The sequence below is a fragment of the Brachybacterium sp. Marseille-Q7125 genome (assembly GCF_023062615.1).
Lineage (GTDB): Bacteria > Actinomycetota > Actinomycetes > Actinomycetales > Dermabacteraceae > Brachybacterium.
Genome location: NZ_JALLAL010000062.1, coordinates 1 through 14,481, shown reverse-complemented (window position 1 = coordinate 14,481; position 14,481 = coordinate 1). Strand labels below are relative to the sequence as shown.

Here is a 14,481-nt window from a genome sequence, read left to right as displayed (position 1 = left end):
AACTATGTGAGCGCTGACGCCCCCCCGTACCAACGACGCCACAGACTGTTTTTTTTCGAGGACACGGCCACACCAGAGCCCCACAAAGGGGGTACCGTCGGCAGCGTCAGGTGGAGATAAGGGGCAGCCCGGGCGGCCCTGGCGGCGCCGTCGGCGCCAGATGATCGCCTCGCTCGCTGGCCTGGCGCTGGTGCTCGGCGCGGCGCTCGCCGCCGCCGTGTTCCTCCCCGCCCTGCAGATCGCGCGCATCGACGTGCAGGGCACCGGCTACGTCGACCCCGCCGCCGTGGAGCAGGCCGCCGCGCAGCAGGCCCACGGCCCCCTGCTGCTGCTGCCCGCACACCAGATCCGCGCCGATGTCGAAGCGGTCCCCGGGGTGAGCACCGCCGAAGTGGAGCGCTCCTGGCCCGACGGGGTGGTCGTCACCGTCACCGAAGGCACCCCGGTCGCACAGCTGAAGCGCTCGAACGGCACCACCGCCATCCTGGACAGCACGGGGGAGGAGCTGCCCGAGGCCGCGGCGGACGGCGCATCGCTCATGCCGCTGGCCATCACCACCCCGTCGGCCGATCCCGAGGGCGCCGCCGCCGCGATGATCGCGGTGCTGGAGACCCTGCCTGATACGCTGCGCGGCGCGACCACCGAGATCACCGCCTCCTCCGACGCCGATGTGACCCTCACCCTCCAGCTCGAGGACGGCGGCACCAAGACCGTGGTGTGGGGCGATGCGGAGGACGCCGCGCTCAAGGCCGAGGTGGTCCAGGCGCTGCTGGGTGAGCCCGGCAGCGTCATCGACGTCTCTTCCCCGGTTGCGCCCGTCACCCGCTGAACGCTGCCCCGGAGGTGCTCTGCTCGGCGACACGCACCCGTGGTGTTTGCGCCAGGTCGCACCGGTCCCTAGCGTCGAGGGAAAGGAGAGGAGCCCCGAAGTCTGAACCTCAACTCGAGGTCGAGGGTTTCGGAGGATCGAGACCAGGCGGCCCGCGGGCCCTCTCCACCAGGAACGACAAGAGCAAGGACCAAACGTGGCCGGAACCCAGATCTCCCTCGCAGTCATCAAGGTCGTCGGCGTCGGCGGCGGCGGCGTCAACGCCGTCAACCGCATGATCGAGTCCGGCCTCAAGGGCGTCGAGTTCATCGCGATCAACACCGACGCCCAGGCCCTCCTGATGTCCGACGCCGACGTCAAGCTCGACGTCGGCAAGGAGATCACCCGCGGGCTCGGCGCCGGCGCAGACCCCGAGGTGGGCAAGAAGGCCGCCGAGGACCATGCCGAGGAGATCGAGGAGGTCCTGCGCGGGGCCGACATGGTCTTCGTCACCGCCGGTGAGGGCGGCGGCACCGGCACCGGCGGCGCCCCCGTGGTCGCCAAGATCGCCCGCAGCCTCGGCGCGCTGACCATCGGTGTGGTCACCCGCCCCTTCACCTTCGAGGGACGGCGCCGCTCCACCCAGGCCGAGTCCGGCATCGCCGCCCTGCAGGCCGAGGTGGACACCCTCATCGTCATCCCCAACGACCGTCTGCTGTCCATCGCGGACAAGCAGGTCTCGATGCTCGACGCCTTCAAGTCCGCCGACCAGGTCCTGCTGTCCGGCGTGCAGGGCATCACCGACCTCATCACCACTCCGGGCCTGATCAACCTCGACTTCGCGGATGTGAAGTCCGTGATGCAGGGAGCCGGCAGCGCCCTGATGGGCATCGGCTCCGCCCGCGGCGATGACCGGGCCCTGCAGGCCGCCGAGCTCGCCGTCTCCAGCCCCCTGCTCGAGGCCTCGATCGACGGCGCCTACGGCGTGCTGCTGTCCATCCAGGGCGGCAGCGACCTGGGCCTGTACGAGGTCTCCGAAGCCGCCCGCCTGGTGCAGGAGGCCGCGCACCCCGATGCGAACATCATCTTCGGCTCCGTGATCGACGACGCCCTGGGCGACGAGGTGCGCGTGACCGTCATCGCCGCCGGCTTCGAAGGCGGCAACCCCGCCCCGCGCCCCGACGTGGCCCCGCAGCAGCGCCCCGCTCCGCGCGGCGACCAGAGCGGAGCCGGACAGCGTCCCGCCGTGCCGCCGCGGCCGGAGCCGCAGCGTGGTTCCGAGCAGCGCTCCGAGGCGCCGCGCCCGGCGGCCGCCGCCGGTGCCTGGGGCCAGCCGCAGCAGACTTTCTCGCCGTCCCGGCCCAGCGCCCCGGAGCCCGAGACCGAGGTGCTCGATGCGGCCGATGCCGAGGACGCCCCGCAGAGCGGCGGCTACTCCCCGCAGCCGGCTCCGCGCGCCCCGGAGCAGCACTCCCCGCAGCGGCCCCCGCACATCGAGGAGCCCCCGCAGGATGACGACGACCTGGATCTGCCCTCGTTCCTCAAGTGACCCCTGGTCTTGACCTGGCACGGGCCTCGCGGCATCGCGGGGCCCGTGCCCTGTTCACCACCGTGCGCGGAGGTGTCAGCACGGGGGAGCACGCGGGGCTGAACCTCGCCCGCCACGTCGGCGATGAGCCCGCCGCGGTGGCGCGCAACCGCGAGCTGCTGGCCGCGCACGTCGGGCTGCCGCTGGTGTTCGTGGAGCAGGTCCACTCTGCCGACGTGCACACCCTGCCGGTCACCGGCGATGTACCTTTGCGCACCGCCGATGCTCTGGTGACCGATCGGACGGATGTGGCGCTCGCGATCATGGTCGCCGACTGCCTGCCCGTGCTGCTGTCCGATCCGATCTCCGGCGTCATCGCCGCAGCGCATGCGGGTCGGCGCGGCCTGCTGGACGGCATCCTGCAGCAGACCGTCCATGCCATGGGGGAGCTCGGCGCGCAGCCCGCGGACCTTGAGGTCACCATCGGCCCCTCCATCTGCGGGCACTGCTACGAAGTGCCTGCGGCGATGCGCGAGGACGCCGCGGGGCGGCTTGGTGCCACGGCCGCCACCACCTCCTGGGGCACCCCGGCCCTGGATCTGCGGGCCGGTGCGGTGCAGGCCCTTGTCAGTGCCGGCGTGCCTGGTGAGGGGATCGACGCGGCTGCGCCCTGCACCCTCGAGGACGAGCGCTTCTACTCCTACCGCCGCAGCTCGCGCACGGGGCGCTTCGCCGGAGTGATCCATCGGGCCTGAGCGCTCGTCGGCCGTGCCACGCCCGACACACCCACGACACGCCGGGCACCTCCCCGGCGCTGGGAACAGGCTGCGGTAGCTTGCAGCACAAGGGCTCCCACGCACTCCCCGTGCTTCCCCGGAGCCCAGGTCAGCGCGAACAACAACTGGGAGAACTGCGATGGGAAGCTGGCGCAACGCCATGGTCGCACTCGGCCTCGCCAATGAGGTCGACGACGAGTACTACGAGGACGGGCCGGAGGAGACCTACCCGTCCCGCCGCACCGAGCGCGGTCCCGAGCCCGCAGGAGAACGGGAGGCCCAGGTGACCCCGATCCGTCAGCACCACAATCACAATGTGGTGACCATGTCCCCGGCCGCGGAGGAGTCGATGCACCGCATCACGACCATCCACCCGCGCTCCTACAACGACGCGAAGGCCATCGGCGAGTCCTTCCGCGACGGTGTGCCGGTGATCATGAACCTCTCGGACATGCAGGACGGCGACGCTAAGCGCATGGTGGACTTCTCCGCCGGCCTGGTCTTCGGTCTGCGCGGCACGATCGAGCGCGTCACCTCCAAGGTGTTCCTGCTCTCCCCGGAGTTCGTCCAGGTCGACGGAGACACCTCCGCCGACGAGGACAGCTTCTACAACCAGAGCTGAGCGGCCGCCGTGCAGCTGCTGGCAGGGGTGGCGTATATCGCGCTGCTGCTGTATCTGCTCCTGCTGCTGGCGCGCCTGGTGCTCGAGTGGATCCGGGGGTACTCGCGCGACTTCCGGCCCCGCGGAATGGTGCTGGTGCTGTTCGAAGTGGTCTACACGCTGACGGACCCACCGGTGAAGTTCCTGCGCCGTCTGATCCCACCGCTGCGCATCGGCGCCGTGGCCCTGGACCTCAGCCTCATGCTCCTGTTGCTGGTGGGCTGGATCCTGCTGCGCATCCTCGCGCCGCTCGCGCTGTGAACTGAGAAAGGCCGGGCTCTCGGCAGCGTCGGGACCTGCCTGGATTCGCCGAGGGGCCGTGATCGGTTAGGCTGAACGCACTGCGCGCATCAGCGCATCCATGACTGAGAACGATGAAAAGGTGACCCATGGCTCTGATGCCTGAAGACCTGCAGAATCAGCGGTTCACCCCGGTCCGCTTCTCCGAGGGCTACGACATGGACGAGGTAGACAACTTCCTCGACAACGATGTCGAGCCTCGTCTGAAGGAGCTGATCGCGGAGAACGAGCGCCTGAAGAAGGAGCTCGAGGAGGCGCACAACCGCATCGCCGAGCTCGAGTCCGGCGCTGCGGCCGCGGCCGATGGCAGCCAGGACGTGCACGAGGACGAGTTCGCCGCTCCTGCCGATGCCTCGCAGGACCAGCCTGCCCCGGCGGAGGAGGACACCGCCGCCGTGGAGCCGGTCGCCGACGAGCAGCCCGCCCCGGTCACCGAGGTTCCCGCCGCCGGCGCTGATCGCCCCACCGACGCCGCGGGCATCATCGCCCTGGCGAACCGCCTGCACGATGAGTACGTGCAGAACGGTGAGGAAGAGCGCGATCGACTCATCGCCGAGGCCAATGAGGAGCACCGCCGCATCGTCGGCGAGGCCGAGGAGAAGTCCCGCACCACCCTCGCCGACCTCGAGAGCCGCAAGGCCGAGCTCGACAAGACCATCGAGGGCCTGCGCAACTTCGAGCGCGACTACCGCAACCGTCTGCGCAACTACCTGGAGAACCAGCTGCGCGATCTCGACACCAGCGAGACGCAGGACAAGCAGGCGAACTTCGGCCTGTGAGTTCCCATCGCTCCACCGCGGCGAGCGTCGGGCCCCAGGGGTCCGGCGCTCGTCGCCGTCTGAGCCGTGCCCGAGTGCTCATGCTGATGGGGCTGATCGGCGCGGTCCTCGCGGTGATCGACCAGATCAGCAAGAACTGGGCGGAGGCGAACCTGCCGCTGCTGGAGCCGCAGCCGCTGATCGGCGAGCTGCTGCAGCTGACCCTGCTGTACAACACGGGGGCAGCCTGGGGAATGGGCGCGGAGATCACCCCGGTGGTGACGATCCTGCAGATCCTCATCGTCCTGGGCGTGATCATCTTTGCCGTCACCTCGGTGCGCTCGCTGTGGTACACGGCGGCGCTCGGGCTGATCCTGGGCGGGGCACTCGGCAACATCTATGACCGTCTGCTGCGCGAGCCCGGGCCGTTCCGCGGCGCCGTCGTGGACTTCCTCGAACTGCCGAACTGGCCGGTGTTCAACGTGGCGGACATGGCCGTAGTGGGCGGCGCGATCCTCGTGGTGGCGCTGGGCCTGTTCGGCGTGGCCGCCGACCCGGCGCGTGCCGAGGCCGAGGAGCCCGCCGAGCGTGAGGCACGTCGGTCCGACGAAGCCGCGCAGGAGCAGGATGCCCCGCGCGACGAGGGGGAGGAGCGCGCGGACCGGACGCTGCGTGACGCGGGCCCGGTGGATGCGGAGCCCACGTCGGCGCGCCGCGAGGGGGAATCGTGAGCAGCTCGCGCACCCTCATGATCCCGGACGGCCTGGCCGGAGAGCGGGTGGATGTCGGCCTTTCGCGCATGCTGGGACTCTCCCGGACGCGGGCTGCGGATCTCGTCACCGCGGGGCTCGTGGAGATCAACGGCGCCGTGGTCGCCACCCGGTCGCAGCGGCTCGAACCCGGGGCGATGCTCTACGTCGAGCTGCCCGAGGAGAAGCCTGCGGTGCAGGTGCGTCCGCAGATCGCCCCTGGCATGAGCCTCGTCCACCAGGACGAGGACATCGTCGTGGTGGACAAGCCCGTCGGGGTTGCTGCGCATCCCAGCGCCGGCTGGTCCGGGCCCACGGTGCTGGGGCATCTGGCCGCGGCCGGGGTCACGATCCGCACCAGCGGCGACCCGGAACGGCAGGGCATCGTCTCCCGCCTCGACGTGGGCACGAGCGGGCTCATGGTGGTCGCCCGCACCGAACGCGGATACACCACGCTCAAGGATGCCTTCCGCGCCCGCGAGGTCGGCAAGGTGTACCACGCCATCTGCCAGGGTGCCCCGGATCAGCCCGAGGGCACGATCGATGCGCCCATCGGCCGGTCCCCGAACCATGACTACAAGTTCGCGGTGGCGCGCGGCGGGAAGCCCTCGATCACGCACTATTCGACGCTCGAGGAGCTGCCGGGCACGACGCTGCTGCGCATCGAGCTCGAGACCGGCCGCACCCACCAGATCCGCGTGCACTTCTCCGCGCTGCACCACCCCCTGGTGGGGGATCCGCTGTACGGCGCGGACCCCACGCTCGCCACGCGCCTGGGGCTCGAACGCCAGTGGCTGCACGCGATGGAGCTGAGCTTCATCCACCCGGCCAGCGGCCAGGAGGTCACCTTCACCTCCCGCTACCCGGAAGACCTGCAGCAGGCCCTGGATCGCCTGCGAGGGCACTGAGCCTCAGCGCCTGCTCGGCGCGCCGTCCGGGGCACTGTACCCATCGGCCCGCTGGCCTGAGCACTGACCCGCTGGCCTGGGCACTGACCCGCTGGCCTGGGCACTGACCCGCTGGCCTGGGCACTGACCCGCTTCCTGCTGGTGCTCCCCGCCTGTCTGAACCCCCTTCCTGCGCTCGACACGCCATCTCCCACGCGCGAGTGCACCGATTCGTGCCCGATCTGCCTCAGATCGGTGCACTCGGCGGCCTGCGTTGGCGTGTCGGCGTGGTGGCCGCCGACGGCGTGGCGGCGAGTCGACCAGCGGCGGCGTGGCGGCACGCTAGTGACTCGGCCGTGCCGTGAGCGGGTGCCGTGAACGGGCGCGCGAGCGCGCTACCTGGCCCGGGTACGGTGGAGCGATGAGCGAGGATACCCGCCCTGCCGACCGCGCCGCTCCGGACGAGCACTCCGCCCTCGACCGTGCCCGCGCCTCGAGCCTGGACCGGCCGGATTTCCCGTTCCAGCGCGTGGCCCGTCGGCTGGGCCTGCCGCGCGGTGAAGCGGAGGTCACGCTGCGGGACCCCGAGCGGGCGCGCGCCGCGATCGCCAATGCTGTGGAGGCGTTTCTCGCCGCCGATGACGCCCGTCGGGCGGGCCGTGCCCCCACCTCCGCGATCGCGCTCGACCCGGATTTCCCGACCGGCGTCGGCATGGCCCTGGTGGGCGCCGCAGTGCTGTGGGAGGTGCGAGAGCTCGTGCCGCAGGTCGCCCTTAGGGTCGCGAAGGACCATCACGAGGACGGCACGGAGGATCTCGCGGCGAGCTTCATCGCGCTGGTGCAGGAGTCGATCACACCGGGCGCGGACCGGGAGCTCGATGCGATGGCCTGGGCGGCGCAGTCCCTGCTCGTGGACGTGCTGCAAAGGGCCGGTGATGCAGCCGGGGCCGATGTCATCGCCCGTGACCTCGCCACGCACCACATCCCGCTGGACCTGTGGCGCGATGATGACCCGAGCTTGCCGGATGACTCGATGGCCTGGCACGGCGGTGCCTTCGAGGGAGGCATCCCACCGCGCCGCGACGAGCAGGCGCTCAGCTACGAGGACGTCCACGACTACATGAACGCCCTGGTGGCAGACATGCGGCGCGAGCGCGACGCGGAACAGGACGGGCCCGACGCATGAACGCACAGCAATCACGTGACGCGGCGGGCATCAGGCCTCGCTGGTCCAGCTCTCGGCTCGCATCCGTCCTCGGTACCACCGCCGCCGGTGCCGCTGTCCTCAGCGTCGCGGGTGGGCTGGTGGGTGCGCGCATGATCAACGGCCCCCATCGTCCCGAGCTGCTGTACACCTTCACGCCCTTCGAACTGCAGACCGCATTCGAGGACGTGGAGTTCACCGCGGCCGATGGGGCACAGCTACGCGGCTGGTGGATGGAGGCGCCCGGCAGTACGGACGTGGTGATCGCCTCCCACGGGTTTCGTGGCGACAAGTCGCAGCTGCTGGGCATCGGCACGGGGCTGCGACGAGCCGGGATAAGCGTGCTGCTGTACGACTTCCGCGGCAACGGCGAGTCCGGCGACGGGAAGCAGTCACTCGGCTTCCACGAGCAGCAGGACCTGCGCGCCGCGATCGCCTGGGTACGAGACCGGGTGCCGGGGGCGCGCATCTCGCTTGTGGGCTTCTCGATGGGCGCGGCGGTCTCGCTGCTGGTCGCGGCTGAGGACGACGGCATCGAACGCGTGGTCGCGGACTCCGCCTTCGCCCACATGCACGGGGTGATCGCTGCGGCCGCTGCGGCGATGCGCCTGCCCGGCGCGGCGGCGAGTCTGGTCGATGCCGCGACCCGCGCCGTGTATGGCTACGGTTTTGCGCAGGTGCGGCCGACGGAGGCGATCAGAGGCATCGCTCCGCGCCCGGTCCTCCTGTTCCATTCCACGGCCGACGAGGTTGTTCCCGTCGCACATGCCCACGAGCTCGCCGCCGCCGCGGGGGAGGGGACGACGCTCCAGCTCACCGAGGGTGCAGGCCATTGCGGCTCCTACTTCGCGGACCGGCCCGGCTACATCACGCGCGTGGCGGAGTTCCTGCTGGGGTGAGGGACTGGCGCGTGTCGCCAACTCACGGCGTGGAGAGCACGCGATCCCGCCACGTCTCGTCCGTGTACTTCTGCGCATGCCAGACGAGGATGTCCATCACGCGGAGGAGGGACATGTCCGACTCGACAACCCCTGCTTCAGTGCGGATGCGGCTGAGGCGATCGGCGAGCCCGACCTCGGGTCGCATGATGCTGTGGAACTCTTTCCAGTATCCGCGTGAGTCCCGGAGATCGAAGGCCGTCGCGACCTGCGTGTCGTAGATCGGCATGAGCCGCGGCCGTTTGCGCGCGAGTAGCTTGCTCACCCGCACCGGTCCCATGCCGATCCTCCCGTCGAGCCCATTGCCACGCAGGAGATCCCAGAGCTCCTGGCCAGGACTGGCCGATCCCGCCGTCCGTTCTGCACCGAGCATCGAGCAGAACGTCTCTTCATCCAGTTCGCCGAGGTCCTTGTCCGTCGGCAGCTCCTGCAAGAGCTCTGTGATGCGGCTTCTGCGCTCCTCGATGATGATGAGCGTCGCGTCCGCCTTGATGGGTACAGACAGCAGGGAGAGTGACAGAAGATCTGATGCCGTGATCTCGTTCTCGGTCCCCGGCTGCTGACCGAAGCTTTCGAAGCGAGATCCCGTGAAGTACGGCAATGTCAGCGGGTTTGCGTGTGCGCCGCTTTTCGCGGGGAGGAGGCGGGTCGAGAAGCAGTAGTCCCTGAGGCGGTCCACCGCCTCCTGATGCGTGGACTTATCGTCCTGCAGGATCCGCGGCAGGTTCATGTCGGTCATGGCGGCTTCTCCTCGCTGACGCGCCGGTCTGAGATGGGTAGAAGCGTACGAGCGGGCTCCGACAAACACAACGGATCGCTCCGGCTCTTGCACTGTCACACCCGTCCGCGATGCTTCTGCCATGAGCAGAGAGATCCGCCTCAGCGACCTCACGAGACTCGCCGGGCTCCACGTCCTTCCGGAGGCTGTGCGTCTTGCCTCGAACGTGGACTACCTGATGGACAATAGCTCCAACTTCGCGGAGGGGATCGTCTCCACGGCGCCACCGCACGTTGCCAGGATCTCGCTGTCGTGGCCGGTGACGCTCCATTGCACCTGCGGAGCTCGGTACAGCGATCCGCTCGCCGCCTCACAGCATCTGTGTGTTCATGGCGCGGCGGTGCTTGTCGCCTGCCTTGTCGCCGATGACGACGATCCGAATCAGCTTCTCGCCTCACTGGCTGCTGAGGCTGAGGCTCGAGCGACGCTCGAGTCGACGCTTGTGGAATACGTCGAACTCGCGGTGCGTCGGGACGCCGAGGGCCGCGAGCCGCTGCATTGGATCCGTGAAGACCTCGACGACGTCGGGGTGGAGATCCTACCGGAGGTGCTCACCGGTATGCTTCTCGAGCGAGCTTCGGGAGAGCAGGTGGGACGGTTTCTCAATGCGGAGGTCGAGCATTATGTGGGCGGAGACGGCGATAAGCTTCCATCTCCGATCAATGGTTATTGGATGCTGCAGGTTCTCCGTCTGCTGACGCCCAGAGTCACGCCGCTCCCCGTCTCAGCGGCGCCAGCGATTCTTCTTGCTGCCCGTAAGGTGCGTGAATCTGCGGCACTGCGAGAAGATGCGCAGGAGGTGCCTGAGGAGTATTACTACCTGAGCTTCTGCTGCTTGCTTCTGGGTGCTGCGAGCGCGGGTGAGCCGATGTGCGCTGACGCGATATCGGAGATCACCGCGCTCGAGCGTCGGCACGGAGGCCCGGAGGACCCGCTGACGATGAAGCTCGCTGCCCGCTTCTCGGATCTTGCCGGCCTCCCGCATCTGCTGGCCGCAGAGAGAGCCGATGAGCCAGCTGATCGCCCCGATGGTGCTCAGTGATTCGGCGATTCTTCACCTGCACCCGATGCGCCCCGCCGTCGACCCGCCGGGGTGACTTCTGCGACCTGCCCGGCCCTCTCATCCGTCGCCCCCCGCGGCTACCCTGGACCGCATGGCTGCTGCGGGATCCGATGACTTCGTCCACCTCCACGTCCACACGGACTACTCCCTCCTGGATGGCGCCGCGAAGATCGACAAGCTCGTTGCGGAGACCGTGAACCAGGGGCAGCCGGCGGTGGCGATCACCGACCACGGCTACCTGTTCGGCGCCTACGAGTTCTACAAGGCTGCGACCGACGCCGGGATCAAGCCGATCATCGGCGTGGAGGCGTACGTGACCCCCGGCACCAGCCGACACGACCGCACCCGCGTCCAGTGGGGCACCAAGGAACAGCAGGCCGCCGGGGATGACGTCTCCGCCCGCGGCGCCTACACCCACCTCACCCTGCTCTCGCAGTCCACGGAGGGCATGCACAATCTGTTCCGCCTGGCCTCCGCGGCCTCGCTCGATGGGCAGATGGGCAAGTGGCCGCGCATGGACCGAGAGATCCTCGCCAAGTACGCCCCGGGCCTCATCGCGACCTCCGGCTGTCCGTCGGGGGAGATCCAGACCCGCTTGCGCCTGGGCCAGTTCGATGAGGCCGTGAAGGCCGCCGGCGAGTTCCAGGACATGTTCGGCAAGGACAACTACTTCATCGAGCTCATGGACCACGGGCTCTCCATCGAGCAGCGCGTCACCAAGGACCTGCTCGAGGTGGGCAAGCTGATCGGCGCCCCGCTGGTCGCCACGAACGACCTGCACTACGTCACCGAAGCCGACGCCACGATCCAGGATGTGCTGCTGTGCATCAACTCCGGGTCGCGCCTGGCAGACCCGGACCGTTTCAAGTTCGACGGCTCCGGCTACTACCTGAAGTCCGCCCGCGAGATGCGCGAGCTGTTCCGCGAACTGCCCGAGGCCTGCGACAACACCCTGCGGATCGCCGAGATGTGCGACGTCGCCTTCGCCACCACCGCCGAGGGCGCGAACTACATGCCCACCTTCCCCACCCCCTCCGGTGAGGACGAGGAGTCCTGGTTCGTCAAGGAGGTGCAGCGCGGCCTGGAGTACCGCTACCCGGCCGGCATCCCCGATGAGGTCCAGAAGCGTGCCGACTACGAGGTGGGCGTCATCCTCCAGATGGGCTTCCCCGGCTACTTCCTGGTGGTCTCCGACTACATCAAATGGGCCAAGGAACAGGGCATTCGCGTCGGTCCCGGGCGCGGCTCCGGCGCCGGGTCGATGGTCGCCTACGCCATGCGGATCACGGACCTGGATCCCCTCGAGCACGGCCTGCTGTTCGAGCGCTTCCTGAACCCTGACCGCGTCTCCATGCCGGACTTCGACGTCGACTTCGACGACCGTCGCCGCGGCGAGGTCATCGAGTACGTGGAGCAGAAGTACGGCGATGACCGCATCAGCCAGGTCGTCACCTACGGCGTCATGAAGACGAAGAACTCCCTCAAGGATGCCGCGCGGGTGCTGGACTACCCCTTCGCGATGGGCGACCGGATCACCAAGGCGCTGCCGCCGGCGGTGATGGGCAAGGACATCCCGCTCGCGGGTATCTTCGACCCCGAGCACAAGCGGTACGCGGAGGCCGGGGAGTTCCGTCGGCTCCACGATGAGGACCCCGATGTGCAGAAGGTCGTGGAGATTGCCAAGGGCGTAGAGGGCCTCACCCGCGGCTGGGGCGTGCACGCCTGCGCGGTCATCATGTCCAGCCACCCCCTGACCGACATCATCCCGATGATGCGCCGCCCCTCCGACGGGCAGATCATCACCCAGTTCGAGTACCCCACGTGCGAGACCCTGGGCCTGCTCAAGATGGACTTCCTGGGGCTGCGGAACCTCACCGTGCTCTCCGATGCGGTGGAGAACATCGAACGCAACGGCAAACAGGCCCCGGACCTCGAGACCCTGCCGTTCGATGACCCGGCCACCTACCAGCTGCTGCAGAAGGGCGACACGCTCGGCGTGTTCCAGCTGGATGGCTCCGGCATGCGCACACTGCTGCGGCAGATGAAACCGGACTGGTTCGGTGACATCACCGCGGTTTCCGCGCTCTACCGGCCCGGGCCGATGGGCATGAACTCCCACACCAACTACGCGCTGCGCAAGAACGGGCTGCAGGAGATCACCCCGATCCACCCCGAGCTCGAGGAGCCGCTCGCAGAGATCCTGGGGGAGACCTACGGTGTGCTGGTCTACCAGGAGCAGGTCATGCAGACCGCCCAGAAGGTGGCCGGCTACTCGCTGGGCCAGGCGGACATCCTCCGCCGCGCGATGGGTAAGAAGAAGAAGGCGGAGCTGGACAAGCAGTACGTCTCCTTCGAAGCGGGGATGAAGGAGAACGGATTCTCCGACGCCGCCGTGCAGGCCCTGTGGGAGACCCTGCTGCCGTTCGCCGACTACGCCTTCAACAAATCGCATTCGGCCGCCTACGGGGTGGTGTCCTACTGGACCGCCTACCTCAAGGCGAACTATCCGACGGAATACATGGCGGCGCTGCTGACCTCCACCCAGGAGAACCGCGACCGCCTGGGCCTGTACCTGGGGGACTGCCGCCACCGCGGCATCACCGTGCTGCCTCCGGACGTCAACGAATCGGGCCTGTACTTCTCCGCCGTGGGGGATGACATCCGCTTCGGCCTCTCGGCGATCCGCAACGTCGGCGCCCACGTGGTCGAGGAGATCATCGCCGCCCGCGAGGAGAAGGGTGCCTTCACCTCCTTCACCGACTTCCTGGACAAGGTGCCGCTGTCCGTGTGCAACAAGCGCACCATCGAATCGCTCATCAAGGGCGGGGCCTTCGACACCCTGGGCGCGAACCGTCGCTCCCTCGTGCTCGTCCACGAGGATGCGGTCGACGCGGTGGTGGACATCAAGCGCAAGGAGGCCCAGGGCCAGTACGACCTGTTCGCCGACATGCTGGGCGGCGCGGCCGGGGAGGATGGCGAGGCGATGGCCTCCGGGTCCGCCGCGACCATCACCATCCCGGACCTGCCGGAATGGGACCGCAAGGAGAAGCTCGCCTTCGAGCGGAACATGCTGGGCCTGTACGTCTCCGACCACCCGCTGTATGGGCTCGAGCATGTCATCGCCCAGAACTCCACCACGAGCATCTCCGCGCTCGCCGATGATGGCGCCGTGCAGGATGGACAGATGGTCACGATCGCGGGGCTCATCACGCAGCTGGCCCGCAAGACCACGAAGAAGGGCGACATGTGGGCGATCGCCACCGTCGAGGACCTCGAGGGGTCGATCGACTGCCTGCTGTTCCCCTCCACCTATCAGACCGTCGCGACCGAGCTCGCTGAGGACCTCATCGTCTCCATGAAGGGCCGGGTGGACACCTCCAAGGGCATGCCGGAGCTGCGCGTGATGGAGATGACGATCCCGGAGACCGGCGGCGGCGTCGGCGGGCCGGTCGTCATCGCGCTGCCCGCGGCGCGCGCCACCCAGCGTGTGGCCGAGGAGCTGCGCGGCGTGCTCGAGGACAACCCCGGTTCCTCCGAAGTGCGGCTGCGCCTGCAGGAGCCCGGGCGAGCCACCCTCATGCAGCTGGACAAGCGCCTGTCGGTCACCCCGTCGGCGGCGCTGTATGCCTCGCTGAAGGCGCTGCTGGGGCCGGGCTGCCTGCAATGAGCAGCAGGCTCCGGGTGGTGAGCTTCAACATCCGCCATGGAGCCTCCGCCGTCAACCGACTGGATCTCTCGCGCACGCTCGAGGTGATCCGCGGCACCGAGGCCGATGTGGTCGCCCTGCAGGAGGTCGACCGCCGGTTCGGGGAACGCTCCGGCTACGAGGATCAGCCGGGGCGCCTCGCGGAAGGGCTCAGCATGGACGCCCTGTATGCGCCCGCGATCACGCTGCCCGCGCCGAGCGGGCGGGCAGAGCCCCGCGAATACGGCGTGGCGCTGCTCTCGAAGCTCCCGCTGGAACCCCTCGAGTTGCCCGTGCAGGACCGGAGGCCGTCTCCTATTCCCCTCTGACGCCGCCGCCCCTACTC

14 protein-coding genes are annotated in these 14,481 nt (G+C 68.9%); 13 read left to right on the top strand and 1 reads right to left on the bottom strand.

Annotated features, from left to right (window positions below):
* The first annotated feature begins 160 nt into the window (after window positions 1-160).
* The 10 genes from MU407_RS12410 to MU407_RS12365 all read left to right on the top strand — a co-directional run bounded on the left by MU407_RS12410 (window position 161) and on the right by MU407_RS12365 (window position 8,570).
* The gene (locus MU407_RS12410; protein WP_246957932.1) at window positions 161-829 is read left to right on the top strand and encodes an FtsQ-type POTRA domain-containing protein; all 669 of its coding nucleotides are present in this window, start codon (window positions 161-163) and stop codon (window positions 827-829) included.
* 196 nt (window positions 830-1,025) lie between these two features.
* Complete coding sequence (gene ftsZ / locus MU407_RS12405; RefSeq protein ID WP_246957930.1) at window positions 1,026-2,357, top strand: cell division protein FtsZ; 1,332 nt, start codon at window positions 1,026-1,028, stop codon at window positions 2,355-2,357.
* Entirely contained in the window at window positions 2,354-3,091 is a 738-nt protein-coding gene (gene pgeF / locus MU407_RS12400) for a peptidoglycan editing factor PgeF (RefSeq protein WP_246957928.1), read from the top strand. The genes ftsZ and pgeF overlap by 4 nt, the downstream gene beginning before the upstream one ends.
* Before the next feature lie 160 nt (window positions 3,092-3,251).
* Window positions 3,252-3,734: a cell division protein SepF gene (gene sepF / locus MU407_RS12395; RefSeq protein ID WP_246957926.1), complete on the top strand. Its 483-nt coding sequence runs from the start codon at window positions 3,252-3,254 to the stop codon at window positions 3,732-3,734.
* Between the two features lie 9 nt (window positions 3,735-3,743).
* Window positions 3,744-4,034, top strand: a complete 291-nt coding sequence (locus MU407_RS12390) for a YggT family protein (protein WP_102236537.1) — start codon at window positions 3,744-3,746, stop codon at window positions 4,032-4,034.
* A gap of 128 nt (window positions 4,035-4,162) precedes the next feature.
* On the top strand, window positions 4,163-4,852 hold the full coding sequence (locus MU407_RS12385) for a DivIVA domain-containing protein (protein WP_246957924.1): 690 nt from the start codon (window positions 4,163-4,165) through the stop codon (window positions 4,850-4,852).
* The gene (lspA, locus tag MU407_RS12380; protein WP_246957922.1) at window positions 4,849-5,562 is read left to right on the top strand and encodes a signal peptidase II; all 714 of its coding nucleotides are present in this window, start codon (window positions 4,849-4,851) and stop codon (window positions 5,560-5,562) included. Before MU407_RS12385 ends, lspA begins: the two co-directional genes overlap by 4 nt.
* Window positions 5,559-6,488 (top strand): RluA family pseudouridine synthase, encoded by a 930-nt coding sequence (locus MU407_RS12375; RefSeq protein WP_246957920.1) that lies wholly within the window; start codon window positions 5,559-5,561, stop codon window positions 6,486-6,488. Before lspA ends, MU407_RS12375 begins: the two co-directional genes overlap by 4 nt.
* A gap of 400 nt (window positions 6,489-6,888) precedes the next feature.
* On the top strand, window positions 6,889-7,653 hold the full coding sequence (locus tag MU407_RS12370; RefSeq protein WP_246957918.1) for a hypothetical protein: 765 nt from the start codon (window positions 6,889-6,891) through the stop codon (window positions 7,651-7,653).
* The gene (locus MU407_RS12365; RefSeq protein WP_246957917.1) at window positions 7,650-8,570 is read left to right on the top strand and encodes an alpha/beta hydrolase; all 921 of its coding nucleotides are present in this window, start codon (window positions 7,650-7,652) and stop codon (window positions 8,568-8,570) included. Before MU407_RS12370 ends, MU407_RS12365 begins: the two co-directional genes overlap by 4 nt.
* A 22-nt stretch (window positions 8,571-8,592) precedes the next feature.
* Here the strand turns inward: MU407_RS12365 and MU407_RS12360 are convergent, their stop codons facing one another.
* Entirely contained in the window at window positions 8,593-9,348 is a 756-nt protein-coding gene (locus MU407_RS12360; RefSeq protein WP_246957915.1) for a DUF6308 family protein, read from the bottom strand.
* Between the two features lie 121 nt (window positions 9,349-9,469).
* Between MU407_RS12360 and MU407_RS12355 the strand changes: the two genes are divergently transcribed.
* The 3 genes from MU407_RS12355 to MU407_RS12345 all read left to right on the top strand — a co-directional run bounded on the left by MU407_RS12355 (window position 9,470) and on the right by MU407_RS12345 (window position 14,464).
* The gene (locus MU407_RS12355) at window positions 9,470-10,429 is read left to right on the top strand and encodes a hypothetical protein (protein ID WP_246957913.1); all 960 of its coding nucleotides are present in this window, start codon (window positions 9,470-9,472) and stop codon (window positions 10,427-10,429) included.
* 112 nt (window positions 10,430-10,541) lie between these two features.
* Window positions 10,542-14,117, top strand: a complete 3,576-nt coding sequence (gene dnaE, locus MU407_RS12350) for a DNA polymerase III subunit alpha (protein WP_246957911.1) — start codon at window positions 10,542-10,544, stop codon at window positions 14,115-14,117.
* Entirely contained in the window at window positions 14,114-14,464 is a 351-nt protein-coding gene (locus tag MU407_RS12345) for an endonuclease/exonuclease/phosphatase family protein (protein WP_246957909.1), read from the top strand. Before dnaE ends, MU407_RS12345 begins: the two co-directional genes overlap by 4 nt.
* Window positions 14,465-14,481: the final 17 nt, after the last annotated feature.